Origin of the sequence: Hydrogenoanaerobacterium sp., from assembly GCF_032017025.1 — a bacterium.
Lineage (GTDB): Bacteria > Bacillota > Clostridia > Oscillospirales > Ruminococcaceae > Hydrogenoanaerobacterium.
The window spans coordinates 36,705-56,130 of record NZ_DALZQO010000008.1 but is presented as its reverse complement, the minus strand read 5'-3'; the positions used below and the strand labels follow the sequence as shown (position 1 = coordinate 56,130).

21 protein-coding genes, 1 pseudogene and 1 other annotated feature are annotated in these 19,426 nt (G+C 48.0%); of the genes and pseudogenes, 16 read left to right on the top strand and 6 right to left on the bottom strand.

The features are described from left to right. From RTV33_RS06715 to rbsK, 6 genes and pseudogenes are all read left to right on the top strand, one after another. A pseudogene (locus RTV33_RS06715) lies at positions 1-281 on the top strand (ABC transporter permease); the annotation flags it as partial. Beyond that, positions 278-1,288: an ABC transporter permease subunit gene (locus RTV33_RS06710; protein WP_312642776.1), complete on the top strand. Its 1,011-nt coding sequence runs from the start codon at positions 278-280 to the stop codon at positions 1,286-1,288. The pseudogene RTV33_RS06715 and the gene RTV33_RS06710, both read left to right, overlap by 4 nt. Before the next feature lie 75 nt (positions 1,289-1,363). Beyond that, positions 1,364-2,485, top strand: coding sequence for an autoinducer 2 ABC transporter substrate-binding protein LsrB (gene lsrB, locus RTV33_RS06705; protein WP_312642774.1), 1,122 nt, complete (start codon positions 1,364-1,366; stop codon positions 2,483-2,485). A gap of 106 nt (positions 2,486-2,591) precedes the next feature. Beyond that, positions 2,592-3,473, top strand: a complete 882-nt coding sequence (lsrF, locus tag RTV33_RS06700) for a 3-hydroxy-5-phosphonooxypentane-2,4-dione thiolase (protein ID WP_312642773.1) — start codon at positions 2,592-2,594, stop codon at positions 3,471-3,473. Positions 3,474-3,781: 308 nt separating this feature from the next. Further along, on the top strand, positions 3,782-4,807 hold the full coding sequence (locus tag RTV33_RS06695; protein WP_312642771.1) for a LacI family DNA-binding transcriptional regulator: 1,026 nt from the start codon (positions 3,782-3,784) through the stop codon (positions 4,805-4,807). A gap of 109 nt (positions 4,808-4,916) precedes the next feature. Beyond that, on the top strand, positions 4,917-5,855 hold the full coding sequence (gene rbsK, locus RTV33_RS06690) for a ribokinase (RefSeq protein ID WP_312642769.1): 939 nt from the start codon (positions 4,917-4,919) through the stop codon (positions 5,853-5,855). Positions 5,856-6,040: 185 nt separating this feature from the next. On the opposite strand, the gene sigK is transcribed toward rbsK, so the two are convergent. The 6 genes from sigK to RTV33_RS06660 form a co-directional block, all read right to left on the bottom strand. After that, positions 6,041-6,736 (bottom strand): RNA polymerase sporulation sigma factor SigK, encoded by a 696-nt coding sequence (gene sigK, locus RTV33_RS06685; protein ID WP_312642896.1) that lies wholly within the window; start codon positions 6,734-6,736, stop codon positions 6,041-6,043. Positions 6,737-6,946: 210 nt separating this feature from the next. Continuing rightward, positions 6,947-7,744 (bottom strand): hypothetical protein, encoded by a 798-nt coding sequence (locus tag RTV33_RS06680; RefSeq protein WP_312642767.1) that lies wholly within the window; start codon positions 7,742-7,744, stop codon positions 6,947-6,949. Positions 7,745-7,819: 75 nt separating this feature from the next. Beyond that, entirely contained in the window at positions 7,820-9,580 is a 1,761-nt protein-coding gene (gene argS / locus RTV33_RS06675; protein ID WP_312642765.1) for an arginine--tRNA ligase, read from the bottom strand. Between the two features lie 84 nt (positions 9,581-9,664). Next, positions 9,665-10,105, bottom strand: coding sequence for a DUF1934 domain-containing protein (locus tag RTV33_RS06670; RefSeq protein WP_312642762.1), 441 nt, complete (start codon positions 10,103-10,105; stop codon positions 9,665-9,667). A 65-nt stretch (positions 10,106-10,170) separates the two neighbouring features. Further along, entirely contained in the window at positions 10,171-10,974 is an 804-nt protein-coding gene (gene murI / locus RTV33_RS06665) for a glutamate racemase (RefSeq protein WP_312642761.1), read from the bottom strand. A gap of 173 nt (positions 10,975-11,147) precedes the next feature. After that, on the bottom strand, positions 11,148-12,212 hold the full coding sequence (locus tag RTV33_RS06660) for a D-alanine--D-alanine ligase family protein (RefSeq protein WP_312642759.1): 1,065 nt from the start codon (positions 12,210-12,212) through the stop codon (positions 11,148-11,150). A gap of 357 nt (positions 12,213-12,569) precedes the next feature. Here RTV33_RS06660 and rpmG point away from each other — a divergent pair, with 357 nt between their 5' ends. The 10 genes from rpmG to RTV33_RS06610 all read left to right on the top strand — a co-directional run bounded on the left by rpmG (position 12,570) and on the right by RTV33_RS06610 (position 19,400). Then, positions 12,570-12,719, top strand: a complete 150-nt coding sequence (gene rpmG, locus RTV33_RS06655) for a 50S ribosomal protein L33 (protein ID WP_312642757.1) — start codon at positions 12,570-12,572, stop codon at positions 12,717-12,719. 21 nt (positions 12,720-12,740) lie between these two features. After that, positions 12,741-12,974, top strand: coding sequence for a preprotein translocase subunit SecE (gene secE, locus RTV33_RS06650; RefSeq protein ID WP_312642755.1), 234 nt, complete (start codon positions 12,741-12,743; stop codon positions 12,972-12,974). A 41-nt stretch (positions 12,975-13,015) separates the two neighbouring features. Further along, complete coding sequence (gene nusG, locus RTV33_RS06645) at positions 13,016-13,537, top strand: transcription termination/antitermination protein NusG (protein WP_312642753.1); 522 nt, start codon at positions 13,016-13,018, stop codon at positions 13,535-13,537. Between the two features lie 154 nt (positions 13,538-13,691). After that, positions 13,692-14,117: a 50S ribosomal protein L11 gene (gene rplK / locus RTV33_RS06640; protein ID WP_312642752.1), complete on the top strand. Its 426-nt coding sequence runs from the start codon at positions 13,692-13,694 to the stop codon at positions 14,115-14,117. Positions 14,118-14,176: 59 nt separating this feature from the next. Continuing rightward, positions 14,177-14,872: a 50S ribosomal protein L1 gene (rplA, locus tag RTV33_RS06635; protein WP_312642750.1), complete on the top strand. Its 696-nt coding sequence runs from the start codon at positions 14,177-14,179 to the stop codon at positions 14,870-14,872. Between the two features lie 182 nt (positions 14,873-15,054). Beyond that, positions 15,055-15,207: a sequence feature (ribosomal protein L10 leader region), on the top strand. A 77-nt stretch (positions 15,208-15,284) separates the two neighbouring features. Continuing rightward, positions 15,285-15,785, top strand: a complete 501-nt coding sequence (gene rplJ, locus RTV33_RS06630) for a 50S ribosomal protein L10 (RefSeq protein ID WP_312642748.1) — start codon at positions 15,285-15,287, stop codon at positions 15,783-15,785. Positions 15,786-15,861: 76 nt separating this feature from the next. After that, on the top strand, positions 15,862-16,239 hold the full coding sequence (rplL, locus tag RTV33_RS06625) for a 50S ribosomal protein L7/L12 (RefSeq protein WP_312642746.1): 378 nt from the start codon (positions 15,862-15,864) through the stop codon (positions 16,237-16,239). Between the two features lie 300 nt (positions 16,240-16,539). After that, positions 16,540-18,069: a sodium/proline symporter PutP gene (putP, locus tag RTV33_RS06620; RefSeq protein ID WP_312642744.1), complete on the top strand. Its 1,530-nt coding sequence runs from the start codon at positions 16,540-16,542 to the stop codon at positions 18,067-18,069. Positions 18,070-18,249: 180 nt separating this feature from the next. Continuing rightward, complete coding sequence (locus tag RTV33_RS06615) at positions 18,250-19,020, top strand: TIGR00282 family metallophosphoesterase (RefSeq protein ID WP_312642742.1); 771 nt, start codon at positions 18,250-18,252, stop codon at positions 19,018-19,020. A gap of 119 nt (positions 19,021-19,139) precedes the next feature. Continuing rightward, positions 19,140-19,400: a stage V sporulation protein S gene (locus RTV33_RS06610; protein ID WP_312642740.1), complete on the top strand. Its 261-nt coding sequence runs from the start codon at positions 19,140-19,142 to the stop codon at positions 19,398-19,400. Positions 19,401-19,426 lie beyond the last annotated feature (26 nt).

Genomic DNA, 19,426 nt, shown 5'->3' with positions numbered 1-19,426 from the left:
ACGAGATGAAGGCGATTGCTGCCTGTGTACTTGGCGGTGTCAGCCTTTCGGGCGGTATGGGCTCGGTGCTTGGTGCTTCCATCGGTGCAATTATCATGTCTTCCATCAGCCGTATCCTCGTGTTTATGAAGTTTCCGTCTGACTGGGACAACACCATTACAGGTATTTTACTAATCGTCATTGTGGTTGCCGACTCGCTGCTTCAGCACCACCTGTCGGAAAAAGCACGTAAGCAGCGTCTTTCTGCAAAAGCATTGAACGAAAAGAGGGAAGTAGCATGAATAAGCTGAAGAAGATTCTGTTCCGTTGGGAAACAGCGCTGATTCTGATACTTATCCTTGAGATTATTGTATTCGGCGCAATCAACCCCAGGTTTTTGAAGATTAGAGTACTGCTGGGCAGTATCAACGACTTTGTTTCCACCTGCATCATCGCACTGTTTGTAACCTTTGTTATCATCACCGGCGGTATGGATATTTCGGGCGGCTCGATTGTGGGGCTTTCCTCTATGGTGCTGGGCCTACTGTGGCAGGACGCCGGGCTGAACATTTCGGTGGCTATCCCAATGGCGATTCTGGTTGGCGGGCTGTGCGGTGCACTCAATGGCTTTTTGGTGGCATACACCCGCGTACAGGCAATGGTGGTTACACTGGGCGGTATGTTCCTATATTCGGGGCTTGCGGTTGTGCTAGGCAGCCTCTCGGTCTCCAGCGCATTTGAGGGTATCGGCGGGTTCCCCGAGGCATTCGTACAGATAGCAAACGGAAAAACCCTTGGCATACCAAACCCGTTTCTCATCTTTGTAGGGCTGGCTATTATCGCCTACATACTGCTGCACAAAACCAATTACGGCAGATATGTCTTTTTGGTTGGTGTCAACCAGAATGCGGCACAGTACTCCGGTATTAACTACAAGCTGGTTATGATGAGCACCTATATCCTTTCCGGTATGGCTGCGTCGGTTGCAGGCGTGGTGCTCACAAGCTACCTCGGCTCTTCCCGTGCTGACCTTGGCAAAGAGCTTACCATGCCCGTCATCACAGCCGTTGTGCTGGGTGGTACCGCCATCACCGGTGGTAAGGGCGGTGTTGTCGGCACTGCGATTGCCAGCATTGTGGTAGGTATTCTCCGCTTCGGCTTACAGATGGCGAAGGTGCCTACCCAGTACCTCGATATCCCCGTTGGATTGCTGCTGGTAGTAGCGGTTGCGGTGAGAGGTGTTATGGGGCAGATGAGAAAGCCAGCATTTTTGGCGCGCAGAGCACCAAAAGAAAAGGCAGCGGCGTAAGCGACCATTTATTTTGGTAAATATGATTGTCCGATCATATTTGATAAAAAGTAAAATTTAAGGAGGCATTTTCCCATGCGTAAAGTTCTATCAATAGTTCTTGCATTGGTACTGGTTGTTTCTATGTTTGCAGGCTGCGCAAGCAAGCCCGCTGAGTCTTCCGCTGTTTCCTCCGGTGCAGCTTCTGGCGAGTCTTCCGAAGCCCCGGCTGCAGGCAATAAAGACGCAAAAGATATCACCGTTGCTTTCATCCCCAAGCTGACCGGTAACGCATTCTTCGAATCTGCTAACGTTGGCGCACAAGAGCTTGCTAAAAAAGTTGGCTTCGCCTGCGATTACACAGGTAACCCCGAGGCTTCTGTTGCAAATCAGGTACAGGTTATCAACTCTGCCGTACAGCAGGGCTCCGATGCTATCGCTATCTCTTCGGTAACTCCCGACGGTTTAAACCAGGCGCTCAAAGCGGCAAGAGATGCAGGCGTTAAAGTTGTAACCTGGGATTCCGACGTTCAGCCAGACATGCGCTCTCTGATGGTTTCTCAGGGTACACCTGAGCAGCTCGGCGAAATGCTCGTTGAAATGGCGGCTTCCCAGATGGATGCAGAGCAGATCAAAGACGCAAAATATGTTTGGCACTATTCCTCTTCTACCGTTACCGACCAGAACTCCTGGCAGGTAGCAGGCGAGGCGTACATCAAATCCAAATACCCGGGCTGGCAGAATGTTGCACCCGAGAACTACTACTCCGAGCAGGATGCTGAAAAAGCTGTTTCTGTCGGTGAGTCCATCCTGAAAGCACATCCCGACATTGATGCTATCATCTGCAACGACTCCACCGCGCTTCCCGGTCAGGCTCAGGCTGCAAAAAACCTTGGCCTCTCCGGTAAAGTAATCGTAACCGGCTTTGCTTCCCCCAACTCGATGAGAGATTTCTGCAAAGACGGTACCGTTCCTAAATTTGGCCTGTGGGATTGCAAGATTCAGGGCGCTATGGGTGCTTACCTCGCTTACTGGCTGGCAGCAGGCAACACCTTTAAAGTTGGCGACAGCATCGATATCCCCGATATCGGCACTGTAAAAGTTGAGCCAAACTCCGTTTTGGACCCCAAAGCTTACACCGCTGATGATTCCGGTATCGTTCTTCTTCCGGAAAGAACCGTATTTACCATCGAAAACGTAGACAACTACGATTTCTAATCCAAAGCAAAGAGCACATACGTCAAAATAGACAAAAGTATCGCTGTGGCTTTGTAAGGTCACGGCGATACCCAGTTATATTAATACTCTAAAGGAGGCCTTTAAAATGGCAGATAAAGACGGACTCAAAGTAGCAAAAGATTACCAAACCGGTGTTGAATTCAGCAGACAGGGTGGTTTCTATGTAAAAGGCGCACAAGACCTCGATTGGGGTATGAAAAAGCATCTTTCCAATATTTTCGACCCTAAAAGCGGCAACACGGTAATGTTTGCATTTGACCACGGTTACTTCATGGGCTCTACAGCAGGGTTGGAGAGACTGGACCTTATTATTCCCCCGCTGCTCGAGCATGTGGACGTACTGATGGGCACCCGCGGTGCACTGCGCACCTGCGTTACCCCCGATTGCCAAAAGGGCATTGCATTGCGCTGCAGTGCCGGCTCCTCTATGATTGACGATGACCTAAGCCATGAGGTAATTGCGGTCAACGTTGAGGATGCAATCCGCATGAACGCTGACTGTATGGCAATCCAGACCTTTGTTGGCGCGGATGGTCAAAAATCAAGTCTTGATAACCTATGCAAAACCGTTGATATGGGCATGCGTTACAGCATTCCCACCATGGGCGTTGTTGCAGTGGGTAAGGATATGGAACGCACCCCGCGTTTCTTTAAGCTTGCTACTCGTATTCTTGCAGAGCTTGGTGCAAACATTATCAAAACCTACTATTGCGACGACTTCGAAGAGATTGTAGCGGCTTGCCCGGTTCCAATCGTTGTTGCAGGCGGCAAAAAACTGCCCGAGAACGAAGCGCTTACCATGGCTTACCGCAGCATGCAGGGCGGAGCGCGTGGTCTCGATATGGGGCGTAACATCTTCCAGAGTGAGTACCCTGTTGAGATGGCAAAAGCAATTCGTATGATTGTTCACGAGAAGGCGACCGACAAGGAAGCATTCGAGTTCTACACAAACGAAATTCACAAATAAGTTTTCTTTAGCTGAAATTATACCGGAAACAAGGTCATTCGCATTGCGAATGACCTTGTTTTTCTCAGCCCGAACGCCTGCAAATGCTTTGCATTAAGGCGGAACCACGGAGTTCGGCTAAAACCTAATTTTTTTAAAAAGGTAATGTAAAAAGTGACAAAATATGTTTTGCAATTATTGCAACAGTGACGATAATGGAGCAAAAGGGGCAGGAACTGTTGACAAATTAAAATGATTTTATTACACTAAAAGCAGAAGGTAACCGGTTACATACTGCAAAATACCGATGGTAGGGAATGAATGGCAGAGTGAATATACATGATGTCGCAAGGGCAACCGGATTTTCATCGGCAACCGTTTCACGCGTAATCAATAAATCCGGTTATGTGAAAGAAGAAACAAGAGAAAAAATTTTAAAGGTAATTGAAGAAAATAATTATATCCCCAGTGCCGTTGCCAGAAGCCTCAGCATTCAGGATACGTCGAGCATTGGCGTTATCATCCCCGATATTGAGAACTCTTTTTTTGCCAAAGTAATTCGCGGCATCAGCGAGGTGGCAGAGCAAAACAACTACAATATATTCTTCTTCTCCACCAACGAAAACCCCGAGACGGAGCATCGCTTTTTAAAAACAGTGGAGGGGCAGAGGCTGAAGGGCGTTATCATTACCCCTACGTCAGAGATCGATTATGTAACCAGAGAGTATCTAATCCGTTTGGATAAATCGGGGGTGCCGGTGGTTTTGATTGACCGTGACATCAATAAAACAGAGTTTGACGGCGTGTTTACAGATAACATTCAAGGCTCGTACGACGCTGTTTGCGAATTGGTAAAAGCGGGGCACAAAAGAATTGCGATTATCGCAGGCCCCGAAACCTCTAAGCCCGGGAAGGATCGTTTGAAGGGCTATAAGATGGCCATAAACGATAGCGGGCTTGAACTTGTGGATGACTATATTGTGCGAGGCGATTTTAAACTGGAGCAGGGTTATGATTTAACCAAGCAGCTGCTGTCACTACCGGTTCCCCCTACCGCTTTTTTTACCTCCAACAATAGCATGACACTGGGCTGCTTGAAATATCTTGTTGAAAACAAGAGGGAGCTTGGCAGAGATATTTCGGTTCTGGGCTTTGATGAAATTGAGACATTATACTATGTCGGTTTTCAGCTATCTGTCGTAGACCGCGCGGTGGGTGAGATGGGCGAAAAGGCGATGAATATTTTGTTGGATCGTCTGAACAAACGTGGCGGCGCCAACGAACCAAAAAGGGTTGTTTTGCCTACAAAAATTATTTTAAGAGGGTCAGAAAAAATAAAAATGCCCAAAGCTTAGAGAAGCAATTTTTCACCCCAATATGTAACCGCTTACATATAAAGCAAGCTTAACACACTTGATAGATTTTGTTAAAACATCAAAAATAGGGCTAGGAGAGAATTTGTGTATGAAAAAGAAAGTAACGGTATTTGGCAGCTTTGTCGTGGATCTTATGTCCAGAACACCGCATTTGCCTGTTCCGGGAGAAACGGTAAAGGGTTCTATGTTTAAGATGGGGCCGGGCGGCAAAGGCTTTAATCAGGGTGTTGCGGCACATAAGGCTGGGGCAGATATGACCATGATCACAAAGCTTGGCAGAGATGCGTTTGCCAACGTCGCACTGGATGCGATGAAAGAATTGAATATGGACACAAGCCATATTTTTTATTCTGACGCAGTTGAGACTGGTACGGCGCTCATACTGGTGGATGAAAACACCAGCCAGAATGAAATCGTGGTGGTATTGGGTGCCTGTGATACCATCGATGAAGCTGATATTGCATCGGTGGAGGACGTAATCAAAAATTCGCAGTATCTGCTGACACAGCTGGAAACCAATGTGTCTGCAACCGAGAGGGTCATCGATATTGCGCATCAAAATGGGGTAAAGGTGATTTTAAATACGGCTCCGGTTCAGCCTGTGGGCGACGAGGTGCTGGCAAAGGTTTACCTGATTACACCAAACGAGGTGGAAGCGGAAATATTGACCGGTATCTGTGTAGACAGTGAAGAAAACGCTAAAAAAGCGGCGGATTGGTTTTTTGCAAAGGGTGTTCAAAATGTTATCATTACTCTGGGCAGCAGGGGTGTCTATGTGGCCACAGCAGAAAAACAGGCCATCATGCCCGCTTATCGGGTGGATGCGGTTGACACAACCGGAGCGGGAGATGCCTTTAACGGCGGCTTGGTTGCAGCACTGGCAGAGGGCAAGGACATCTGGGAGGCGTGCCGTTTCGCAAATGCCTTGGCAGCCATTGCGGTGCAGAGGCTGGGGACAACTCCCGCAATGCCAACAAGAAAAGAAATAGACGAATTCCTTGCGGTGCACGAAAAAAATGTGGGATAACGGCTTGATGTTACAAGAGAATGTAGCCTCACCGGTAACAAATGAATAAAACAAGCCATACTGCTTGATACAATCCCCCAAAAAGGGAGCACGTAATTCGTGCTCCCTTTTTGGGGGATTGGCTTTGTGGCAATGCGGTGGTTAAGGTGTGCTTTAGACAAGTACAATACGGAGAATCGATATGGCTAATTGCCTTCGCGGGCAAACTGTTTTCTGAGTGTGGAGAGGGCCTTCTTTTCAATACGAGAGACGTAGGAGCGCGAGATGCCCAGCTTTTTTGCAACCTCACGCTGCGTCATTGGCACGTAGCCGCACAGCCCATAGCGCATAAGCACAATAGTTTTTTCGCGATCTTCCAAATGGGCGTCGATATATTTATGTAGCTTTTCGCTCTTGATTTTTAGGTCAAGATTATCGAGGATATTGTCCTCATCTGCAACAATGTCCATCAGCGTGAGCGAGTTCCCCTCTTTGTCGGTGTCGATAGGGTCGGATATGTAAATATCTTGTGCGGTTTTACGCTTGCTGCGGAAGAACATCAGCACTTCGTTTTCAATACAGCGTGAAGCGTAGGTTGCAAAACGAGCACCCTTTTCGTAATCGAATGTGGAGGCTGCTTTAATCAGCCCTATGGTTCCAATCGAAATCAAGTCATCCTGATCTTTAAAGCTGGAATAGTATTTTTTAATGATATGCGCCACAAGGCGCAGGTTGTGCTCAATCAGCTTGTTTTTTGCAGCATTATCACCCTCTCGTATTTTTTCCAGACACTCGCGTTCCTCCGCAGGCGAAAGGGGGCGCGGAAATGCACCATTGTTGGTGACGTGCAAGGCAAAATATAAAAGCCCCCCGAGAGCAAGAGTTATCAGTGCTGAAAACATCATCAATCACCTCTCTGCTATCTTATGTGCAGAAAAGTAATTTTGTGCATGGACACCCAAATGATTCGAACAAAACCTTTTTTATGTAAAATGAAAGAATTGTAATTGTTTTGGTAAAAGTATAAAAAAGAAGAGCCATCCTAATACTGCAAAAGGGCTGTTTCAGTGCTTACAAATCACTAAAACAGCCCTTTGTTTATATACTATTGTTTACCGCACCACTGCGCCATAGCCTGCGGCAAGCGTTGCCATCTGTTCGTCTGTCACCTCGCTGCGCGAGTCGATCATGGCTCTGCCATTATAGTAAATTAGCCCCGCTTCGAGCGCTTCTTCGCTTTCGGCAAGGAATGAAATGGGTAGCTTTGCCATATGCGCGCTCTGTGCGAAGCAGTATGCATCGTCAGGGGTGGTAAGGTGAATCGAAATCACATCACAGCCCTCGTCCTCCGCATCCCGCAGGGTGTCGGTCATATCCAGCGAGCAGGTGAGCGGCTCAGAAAGCTCAAAGCCCTCGTCCAGGTAAAACACATTGTGCTCGTTACACAGCACAAAGGTGTTATCGCTTTGTAGGCCGTCACGCAGGTTGGCAAGGTCATCCTCATCCGCTTCGGTGTGAAGACGTACCCCCGCAGCGCCCAGCACCCTTGCCACCAAAAGTGCGCACAACGGGTCGCCGCCCGAGCGCAGCTTTTCCTGCTCATCCACCGCAATGGTAAAAAACACCGGCAGCTTTGCCTGCCAGCTGCTGATCATAGCGGCGCGGATACCTGCAAGGCTCGAAAAGTTCTCGCACAGCAGGCACTGTGCACCTGCGGCTTTCTGCTTAAGCCCTTGCTCGGCAAACAGGGTGATCAAATCCAAAAACGAGGTGTCACCAAATGGCTCGCATACAGTCCCTTTGGGGATAATCAGCCTTCCGCAAGACGGATTGCTGAAATCCGGCAGAGGTTGCTGAAACGGGAAATCCATAGCTCTCGGGTCACTCCTTACTGCAATTTCGTCTGCCAAACGGAATCGCCTGTATCACGGCATCGGCCTGAAAACTGCTTGCACAGCAGAGCCAATGCCCTTTCGTTTACTTGGTTACATGCTTTCGGGTGCAGAGACTTTCATCAGCCCCAAAACGTTGGCAATGGTGTTTTTCACGGCAATGCACAGTGACAAACGTGCCTGCATCAGATTTTCATTGTCTTCGGCGACACGGCAGGAGTTGTAAAATTTGTGGAACGCGGTCGCCAAATCCATCGAATAACGTGTCATACGGGCAGGGTCGTAGTTCTTCGCAACCTCAATGAGCATATTGGGGTACTCTGCAAGCACACGAACCAGCTGGGTTTCCTCAGGCAGGGTGAGCAGGCAAAGCTCATCAAGCGAGCATGTGCGTGCCTTAATGCCCTCCGCCTCCAGTTTTTTATGGATGCTGCAGATGCGCGCGTGCGCATACTGTACATAGTAAACAGGGTTCTGGCTGCTCTGCTCCACTGCAAGATCAAGGTCAAAATCCAATGTGGAGTTGGGGGAGCTGAGATTGAAGAAGAAACGCGCCGCATCGATGGGAATTTCCTCAATCAAGTCGGTGAGAGAAACCGCCTTGCCGCTGCGTTTGCTCATCTTATAGGGCTGGCCGTCCTTCATTAGGCGAACAAGCTGCATCAATACAATGTCCAGTTGATCACCGTTTAAACCGATGGAATCCATTGCACCTTTCAGGCGCGCGACATGCCCGTGGTGGTCGGCCCCCCATACATTAATAACACGATCAAAGCCGCGTACCACAAATTTATTGTAGTGGTATGCAATATCCGCCGCAAAGTAGGTGGGGTGCCCGTTGGCGCGGATGAGAACATCGTCCTTTAAGCCGAGCTCTTCAATCTGCTCGGGGGTTTTGCCCTGCTTTAGCAGCTGTGCTTTCATAACCTCGCTGTTTTTGTACCACAATGCGCCCTCTTTTTCGTAGGTCATACCCTTTGCGGTAAGCACTTCCAGCGCTTCTTTGACAGCGCCGCTGTTGTGCAGGGTGCTCTCGCGAAACCATACATCGTAATGGATGCGGTACAAGCCGAGGTCGCTCTGCAGCTTCTCAATATTCTTCGGAAGGGCGAATTCAATCAGCGCCGCTTGGCGTTCTTGTGGGTCGGCTTTTATAAAACGGTCGCCATATACGTCTGCAAACTGCTGAGCACGCTCTTTGATGTCCTCACCGTGGTAGGCGTCTTCGGGAAATGCAACCGCATCCTCACCCAGGTAAAGCTGCAGATATCTTGCTTCTAACGAGATACCGAATTTTTCGATTTGGTTGCCCGCATCATTGATGTAAAATTCGCGAGTGACCTCAAAGCCCGCCATATCCATGGCTGCGGCAAGGCAGTCGCCCAGTGCACCGCCACGCGCATTGCCCATATGCATCGGGCCGGTGGGGTTTGCCGAAACAAACTCAATCATCACCTTTTCGCCCTTGCCGTAGTCGCTTCGCCCATAGTTTTCACCGCAGTCCACCACGTCTTTTACCACCGAGGCAAACCACTTGGGCGAGAGAAAAAAGTTGATAAAACCGGGGCCGGCAACCTCGCAGCGGTCAAACATTGTGCCGTCTAAAATAGCAGCGGCACACAGCTTGCCTGCGAAATCGCGCGGGTTCAGGCGCAGCCCCGCCTCTTTAAAAGCCTTGCCTGACACCATGGCAAGGTTGGTTGCAAAATCGCCATGGGCGGTGTCGTTGGGGATCTCCACTGTGAATGGTGGCAGCGGCATAGCGGGGATTTCTCCGTCTGCAACCAGCTTACCCAGTGCGCTCATCATAATTTCTTTTATTTCTTCATTTGCCAGTTTTACGTAGTTTGCCATGAACTTTTTAACCTCCAGATTTGCAGATGTCATTGTACCCAGCAATAGTACCCAGGCGCAATTTTTGCAAATACTTAAATTTTATTATTCCTGTGTATGTTTTTGCTCTTTTACGTTTACAAAAACCTCGTTTTCACTCGCCAGGCTGGCGTTGAAATCAAGGGTATATTTAAAGCTGAGGTCGCCACCCTCGTCATTGAGCGACGAGGTGATGTGATTCCCCGAAACCCCCATGATGAGTGGACCGTAGCCGGTGTTATAGTGGCATTGGTGGCGGGCTCCTTTTTCAATAATAAGCTGCGACTTATTTGCGCCGCTGCGCAGCATGGTTACCCTGCCGTCGCCGCCGTCCACCTTGAGGGTGGTTTTGCTGCCCTCAAAGCCGGTTGCTTCCGATTCGTCGTAGCTTATGTAATAGCTGCCGTTTTTTCGGTAGAATCGTCCCACGGTCATCAATTCGACAACCTCTTTGTCGTCATCGTAGTATTGTACACCGCGAATATTGATTAAAACATCTTTTTTCAATTGGAGTTATCCTTCCCTCATCTGGCCGATAAAAACCACTTCATTAAGTGTTTTTAGCACAGAGTTTACAGTTTTACCTGTATAACATTTTGTTGTATTTCTTCTCCGTAATACAATTTGGAGATATCTTTAAAATCTTGTGGGGCGTCGGTAACCTGCCAAACGGTAGGTTTTGCCTTGCCTTCATTTTGCTCGTTGTTTTGCAGCAGATAGCTCTGCACATAGCGCGCGGTCACCCTTGCGCTGTCTATCAACGTAATACCGTAGTCGAGCACCTCGGAAATTGCCCCAAACAGCAGGGAATAATGGGCACTGCCTAAAATCAGCGTATCAATCCCTTCACGCAGCAGCGACTCAAGGTATTGCCGAATAGCAAGCCTTAGCAGGTGGTTGTCCGGTTGTACAATACCGCTTTCTGCAAGCGGCGTAAGCAGCGGACATGCCTTGCCGATGACCCTTGCGTCGGTGCGTATATTGCGGATGGCTTTACCAAAAGCCGAGCTGCGCACCGTTGCCGTTGTGCCAATAACCCCGATGACCCCGTGCACGCTTGTGGCGCAGGCCTCCTGCGCACAGGGAAGAAGGCAGTTGATATAAGGGACAGACAGCTTTTTTGTCATGCTGTCGGGCAATACGGCGCTCACGGTGCCGCAAACCGCAACCAGCAGCTTGACCTCCTGTTTTTGGAGAAAATCCAAGCCTTGCATGGCATTCGTACAAATGAGCTCTTTGCTGTGCCTGCCGTAGGGCGAGCGTGCGGTATCGCCGAGGTAAACAATCGTTTCATCCGGCATAAGCCGCTGTAGTTCGCGTACGGTGGCAAGCCCTCCTACGCCGGAATCAAATACACCAATTGGTTTGCTGTTCAAAGTAATCAGCCCCTTAACGAATAATTTACAATGAAAAATGCGCAAATCATAACAATCACAACGTGATATGCTTTTCGCAGCACGATGCGCTCGTTATCTATGTGTCATGGTGATGATGCCCTTAGGACAAACATATTCACCGATCATTGTAAAATATTCCGGGGAAAATTCGGTTACGCTTTCTGAATCGCCAGTGTAAACAGGCGGTCGATCAGCTCGCTGTAGGATACGCCCGTTGCGCCCATCAGTTTGGGGTACATGCTGATGGAGGTAAAGCCCGGAATGGTGTTGGGCTCGTTCAGAATAACGCCGCTGCCGTCACGTTTCACAAAGAAATCAATGCGGGTAAGCCCCGAGCAGCCGAGTGCGCGGTACGCCTTTGCGGCAGTTTCGCGGATGAGAGCGGTTGTTGCTTCATCAATGCGTGCGGGAATGTGCAGCTCGGTGGCCGCATTTTGGTACTTTGCCTCGTAATCGTAGAACTCGTTGCAAGGCACAATTTCGCCGAGCACCGAAACAAGGGTATCATCGTTGCCAAGCACCGCAGATTCCACCTCGGCACCATCGATAAACTCCTCAACAACCACCTTTTTGTCATGCTGAAATGCAAGCTCTAAGGCTGCTTTGAGGTCGGCTTTGCTTTTTGCCTTTGAGATACCCACCGAGGAGCCGGCATTGGCGGGTTTGACAAACATCGGGTAACCGAGTTTTTCTGCAAGCTGCGCCTCTAAAGAATCGAAGTCGCCGCAATCGCGCTGAAATACCGTGCTCCATTTTGCCTGCGGAATGCCTGCATCTTCAAGAATGGTATGTGTTACGGCTTTATCCATACACATTGCGCTGGAAAGGGGATCGCAGCCCACATAGGGGATGCCGGCGATTTCGAGCAGCCCCTGAATGGTGCCGTCCTCACCGTTTTTGCCGTGCAGCACAGGAAACACTGCGTCAAGGCGAATAATTTCGTAACCGCCATCACTCAGTACCACCAGCCCATGATGACTGCGGTCGGGAGAAATAAAAGCGGGGGTGGTATAGGCACTGTCTGCCCATTTATCTTCTGCAATCAGCTCAACAGGGCCCGTGTAGCGCAGCCAGCGCCCATCACGGGTAATGCCGAGCATGGTGATGTCGTATTGATCGGTAGGGGTGTTGCGGATTACCGATGAGCCGGATACGAGCGAAACCTCGTACTCGCTGGAAAAACCGCCAAAAATGATGGCGACAGAAAGCTTTGACATAATTCGGTCACACCTTTATAATGGTTAATAAAATGTCCTTATATATAAGGTATATCATAACGATATTCTATTTTATCATAAGAATATGCATGAATCAAATCTTTTCGGCTGTAAAACCCGATACAGCACCAATTTTATATTATTTTACACAGCGTTGCCATGGCATGTACAAACTGCAGGCTTTTACATGGCATATTATTTGTCTAAAATGGCAAAATTGTAAATTGTTATTGACGGCTTGCATTGCGTGTGCTAAACTGGTAAGTACCTCTAAAAGGTTTATTTTTTTATGTTCACTTTTAGCAGCGTTTCCTTTACGAGGGAGGCAAAAAATTCCGTCAATCAGGAGGTGCCGATATGAGGGTTAAAATTACATTAGCTTGCACAGAATGCAAACAGCGTAATTACAACACAAAGAAAAACAAGAAGAATGATCCTGACAGGCTCGAGATGAACAAGTATTGTAGATTCTGCAGGAAGCACACATCTCACAAAGAAACCAAGTAGGCGAAAGGAAGGATTCATATTATGGCTGAACAAGCGTCTAATGAGAAAAAATCCAAGCCGGGTTTCTTTAAAAAAATTGGAAAATCATTTAGGGACATGAAGGGTGAAGTCAAAAAGGTTGTATGGCCGAGCAAAAGCTCCATTATCAACAACACCATTGTTGTTATTGTGATTTGCTTAATCTTTGGCGCATTCATCTGGGGGCTTGACGCAGTTCTTTCATGGTTGGTCCAGGTAGTCCTTAAGAACGCTTAAATCATAAAACAAAGATTTAACAGCGTGGAGGGATTTTAAGAATGGCTGAAAACGCAAAATGGTATGTCATCCACACTTACTCGGGTTACGAGAACAAGGTGGCGACAAATATTGAAAAGAGTGTCGAGAATCGTTCGCTGCAGGATTTGATTCCCGAGGTACGTGTGCCGACGGAGACTGTAACCGAGATTAAAGACAACAAGAAGCGTGAAGTGGAGCGCAAAATCTTTCCTGGCTATGTGCTTGTAAAAATGGTTTTGACAGACGACAGCTGGTATGTTGTGCGCAATACGCGCGGCGTAACAGGCTTTGTCGGGCCGGCTTCTAAGCCTGTTCCCTTAACCGATGAAGAGGTTGAGGCTTTGGGTGTTGAAGTGAAGCAGATAGAGGTTAATTACACGGTGGGTAACGTTGTTACCATTGTGGATGGACCGCTGGAGGGCTTTACCGGTGTGGTGGAAGAACTGGATTTGGACAAGAACAAGGTAAAAGTTGTTGTATCTATGTTTGGACGCGAAACCCCCGTGGAGCTCGAACTTGACCAGGCGCAACTGGAAAATTAATCTTTTAGTAGGAACCGGGGCTTTTTAACCAAAGCAACGGGCCGTGCATGATAAATGCACAAACGTAGATTGTACAGCAATGTACAGTCTGTGGGAGGAATGAGTAGAGGTTCATTCCGCCATTTACCACGTAATCTATGGAGGTGCAAAAACAATGGCTCAAAAGGTAACAGGCTATATCAAGCTACAGATACCTGCTGGTAAAGCAACACCGGCACCACCGGTTGGTCCTGCACTGGGTCAGCATGGTGTCAACATTATGTCTTTCACAAAGGAATTTAACGAGCGTACAAAGAACGACATCGGTCTTATTATCCCTGTCGTTATTACTGTGTATGCAGATCGCTCCTTCACCTTTGTAACCAAAACTCCGCCGGCTGCGGTTCTCATCAAAAAAGAGTGCAAAATTGAGACAGCTTCGGGCGTACCCAACAAGACAAAGGTAGCAAAAATCACCAAGGAGCAGGTCAGAAAAATTGCTGAAATGAAAATGCCCGACCTCAACGCTGCTTCTGTTGAAACAGCAATGAGCATGATTGCAGGCACATGCCGCAGCATGGGTGTTGAAGTAGAAGACTAATGTTCTCAGGTGGGAGGAAACCAATCCGTAAATACCACTTCTGAGGGAGGAGAACTAGTATGAAACATGGAAAAAAATATATTGATAGTGCTAAGCTGGTAGACCGCACCAAGCTGTATGAGGCTGCTGAGGCCCTCGAGCTTTGCACAAAAACTGCGAAAGCTAAGTTTGACGAGACAATCGAGATGCACGTCAGACTGGGTGTAGATTCCCGTCAGGCTGACCAGCAGGTCAGAGGCGCGGTTGTACTGCCCAACGGAACTGGTAAAAAAGTTCGCGTTTGTGTATTCGCAAAAGGCGACAACGCTAAGGCTGCTGAAGAAGCAGGCGCAGAGGTTGTTGGTGCAGAGGACTTGATGGCTCGCATTCAGAACGAGAACTTCTTGGATTTCGATGTCGTTATCGCAACACCCGATATGATGGGTATTGTTGGTCGTCTCGGTAAAATCCTTGGTCCCCGTAAATTGATGCCAAACCCCAAAGCTGGTACTGTTACCCCCGATGTTGCGAAAGCAGTCACCGAGGCAAAAGCAGGTAAAATCGAGTACCGTCTGGACAAAACAAACATTGTTCACTGCCCGATTGGCAAAGCAAGCTTTGGCGTTGAGAAGCTGCAGGAAAACTTTGACGCTTTGATGGGCGCTCTTGTAAAAGCGAAGCCCGCTGCTGCAAAAGGTCAGTACATCAAATCGTGTGCAGTGTCCCCCACCATGGGCCCTGGCATTAAGATCAACCCTGCTAAATTTGGCGCATAAACCTATTTGATTTCGGGGTGTAAGCCGCCGAAGCTATAGAGTGAATTGTGAAAAACCGCTTGCCTTAAGGCAAGCGGTTTTCTGATTCAGCGGCAGGCAATAAAAGCACGATAGTATTACGGTGCGATCAGATTAAAATTTTGCACAAAACTCTTGACAAGCCTTGCAAAATACCTTATACTAATAAAGCTGTCATAATTCCATAGACAGCAGGTGTCGCAAGACATAATGGGTAACCGCCTGCCGAGGAAAGAATGATCGAACAACGCATAAATGCGTGTTTTTTGATTGTACTCTTTCTGCGGTGAATGCGGGAAGGGTTTTTTTATTGCCCAAATAGTGCTTTGAAATCATTTTAATTTGCTAAGTGATTTTGATAGATTCATTTCGTTATATCAGGAGGTGAACGATTTTGCCAAGTGAAAAAGTATTGCAAGACAAAAAAGAAATCGTAGCAGCACTGAAAGAAAAACTGAATGGTGCTGCCGCAGGCGTTGTGGTTGACTACAAGGGTATTTCTGTTGCGAACGACACAAAGCTTCGTAAAGAGCTGCGTGAGGCTGGCGTTGAGTACAAAGTAGTAAAAAACACATTGCTGAGATTTGCAGCGCAGGATACCGGTTTGGCTGATATCTGCTCTGTACTGGACGGAACAACCGCCCTCGCAATTTCTAATGATGATGCAATTGCCCCCGCAAAAATTCTGGGTAAATACGCAGAAGATTCCAAGGGCAAATTCTCCATCAAAGCTGGCTTTATGGATGGCAAACCAATGTCTACAGACGAGGTTATGGCTCTCTCCAAACTGCCGGGCAAAGAGCAGCTCCTCTGCATGCTGCTTAGCGCGCTTAACGGTAACATCCGTGGTTTGGCTGTTGCTCTTAACGCAATCGCAGAAAAAGAACCCGCATAACAATAGGTTGTGCAACATAAGCGCAATAAGCGCATCGCATCGTTGAATGCGAAATAATATTAGGAGGTAAGCTAACATGGCTTCTGAGAAAATTTTAAAATTTGTTGAAGAAATCAAAACACTGACTGTTCTCGAACTGTCTGAGCTCGTAAAAGCAATCGAGGAGGAATTCGGCGTATCCGCTGCTGCTCCTGTTATGATGGCTGGCGCTGCTGCTCCTGCTGCTGCAGCTGCTGAGGAGAAAACTGAGTTTGACGTTGTTCTCACCAATGCTGGTGCTTCCAAAATGGGCGTAATCAAACTGGTTAAAGATATGACCGGTCTGGGCCTGAAAGAAGCAAAAGAGATCGTTGATAACGCTCCTAAGGCAATCAAAGAGGGCGTTTCCAAAACTGATGCTGACGAAATGAAAGCTAAGCTGGAAGAAGCTGGCGCAACTGTAGAGCTGAAATAATTCGGTTTCATCTGCGCTTTAAGGGCGGGTACTTCGGTACCCGCCCTTTTGTTTTGCATCAACTCAAAAGCTTTTCTAAACTGCATTCGGACATTTTTTTGCAGAATATGAACAAATTGTAAATTTGGAAAAAGGGACATCGCTTTAACGAGGTAAAATGTGGTATAATGTCCGAAAAGTATCTGTTATACGTTATGCGCAGGACGATCCGCCTATCGGCTCCCGTCCTCATGTGCGATGATACCGCCGCGCCGTGCTTGTAGTATCATGACAGATAACTAAATTTTGAGGAGGAGCGGTATGAGCAATCAAGAGGTGATGATGCTCGTAGCTATGATCGGTTATCTGATACTGATTGTGGCAATTGGCATTACGTTTGGTAAGCACAACAAAACAAGCGAAGAGTTTTACATAGGCGGGCGAGGGCTTGGCCCATGGGTGACTGCGATGAGCGCGGAGGCAAGTGATATGAGCGGTTGGCTGCTGATGGGCTTACCGGGCCTTGCGTATGCTACCGGTCTTGCCGATGCCGGCTGGACGGCGATTGGCCTGGCATTGGGCACTTATCTCAACTGGGTATTTACAGCCCGCCCGCTGCGCAACTATACGCAGATTGCAAATAACTCCATCACCATACCCGATTATTTCTCCAACCGTTTTCACGACAGCAAGAAGATTTTAATGAACATTGCGGCATTGTTTATTTTGCTCTTTTTTGTCGTGTACACAGCATCCGGTTTTGTCGCATGCGGTAAGCTGTTTGCTTCGTTATTTGGCTTTAACTATGTTGCATCCATGATTGTATCGGCAATTATTGTTGTGGTTTACACCGTTGTGGGCGGATTTTTAGCAGAAAGTGTGGTTGACTTTGTGCAGGGCACACTGATGTTTGTGGTACTCATTAGCATTGTCGCCATTGGTGCAAACGCAGCAGGTGGCTTTGCACAGGTGCTTGCAGACGGCGGCGCACGCGAGGGTTACCTGAGCCTGCTTCAGTCCAACAACTTAGAAACAGGGGCATCGTCAAACTTTGACCTTGTGAAGATACTGTCCAGTTTGGCATGGGGGTTGGGGTACTTTGGCATGCCGCATGTTTTGCTGCGTTTTATGGCAATCCGTGACGGGCGCGAGCTGAAAAAATCCCGCCGTATCGGCACCACATGGTGTGTAATTTCACTAGCAATGGCAGTTTTGATTGGTGTGGTTGGTAGAACACTGTACCCCACAATGCTCACAGGAAATGCTACGGAAAGCATCTTTATCGAGATGTGTAAACGTTTGCTTAACAGCGGCCTGCTGCCGATAGTAGCGGGTGTAATGCTGTGCGGCATTCTCGCCGCACAAATCAGTTCTTCCGATTCCCAGCTGCTGCTGGCCTCCTCTGCCGTGGCGCAGAACTTCTTCAAAGGGCTTCTCAAACCAAAAGCAACCGAAAAAGAGGTTATGAACGTTTCGCGTATCACACTGATTTTAATTGCAGTGGTTGCAGCCCTGTTTGCAATGAACCCCAACAGTTCAGTATTCCAAATCGTATCGTTTGCGTGGGCAGGTTTTGGCGCAACCTTTGGGCCGCTCATTATCTTTTCTCTGTATTGGAGACGTATCAACCTTCCCGGTGCAATTGCCGGAATGGTGGGCGGCGGTGTAACCGTGGTAATTTGGAAAGTGTTGATTTCTAAGCTAGGCGGTATCTTCTCGGTGTACGAGCTACTGCCTGCGTTCATTGTTTCCTGTTTGTGTATCTATGTGGTAAGCAAGGCGACAGACGAACCGAGCAAAGAGATTTATGCGGAGTTTGACGCATATAAGAAGATGACAAAAGAACAATAGGAAAAAGGCTCATCGTAAAAATACGGTGAGCCTTTTATCATAAGTGATTCAGCTTACAATTACGGATAAAAACTGTTTGCGTTTTGCAACTTGAGGCGGACGAAGCAGATGGCTCTTTTCTATTTAAAGAATTCGAGTTATAATAAGAATAGCATACCAACAGACTGAGAGGGCAGATACATGAAAGTTTTAGCAATTGGAGATGTAGTAGGGCAGGCTGGCTGTGAGATGGTACGCCAGCACCTTCCTAAAATAAGAAGTGAACATAAAATAGACCTGTGCATTGCAAACGGGGAAAACTCTGCCGAGGGCAACGGTATTTTGCCGAGCTCGGCAAGTGCGCTGTTCGAAGCAGGCGTTGATGTAATCACCACCGGAAACCATGGTTTACGCCGCCGCGAAATAAACGAACTGCTTGACCAGAACATCGGGCTGATTCGCCCGGCAAACTATCACCCCACTGCACATGGCTTTGGGTATTATCTTTACGATATGCTTTCATACCGTGTGGCAGTGATTAACCTGCAAGGTGTGGTGTATATGGAAAACCTTGAGAACCCGTTCGAGTGCATGGACAGGGTGCTTTCTGAAGTGGATGCAACCGTGAAAATTGTAGATTTTCACGCCGAGGCTACCAGTGAAAAGCTGGCGATGGGCTACTACCTCGACGGCAGAGTAAGCCTGCTGTTTGGTACGCACACCCATGTGCAAACTGCCGATGAACGTATCTACCCTGAGGGGATGGGATATATCACCGACCTTGGCATGTGCGGCCCGAGTGAATCGGTGCTCGGCGTTAAGCCCGAGCTTGCAATCCGCAGGCTGAAAACACACCTCCCCACCCGGTTCGACAACGCCGAAGGCAATTGCCAAATCAATGGCGTGGTTGCTGAAATTAACGAGAGGACTGGCAAAACAACTAAAATTTACAGGGTTTCGATAAAACAATGATGAACATATAACAAATATAACTTGCAAGTTTCCCCAAAATGCTATATGATAGAAAAAAGAAATATTATCTGTTTTAGGTAATTTCTTACATTGTACGGTATCAGCAGGAGGGATTCAACATGGAAGTGCTAAAAGTTTCGGCAAAATCTGTTCCAAACTCTGTAGCAGGCGCAATTGCAGGAGTCATACGTGAAAAAGGCGCGGTAGAGGTTCAGGCTGTGGGTGCCGGTGCATCCAATCAAGCGGTAAAAGCCGTTGCGATTGCAAGAGGATACCTTGCTCCCGCCGGTATTGATCTCATCTGTATTCCTGCGTTCGCAAACGTGGTAATTGATTCGGAGGAGCGTACGGCAATCAAGCTGATTGTAGAGCCGCGATAAAACCGCTACCGGCTTTGTGAGAAGCA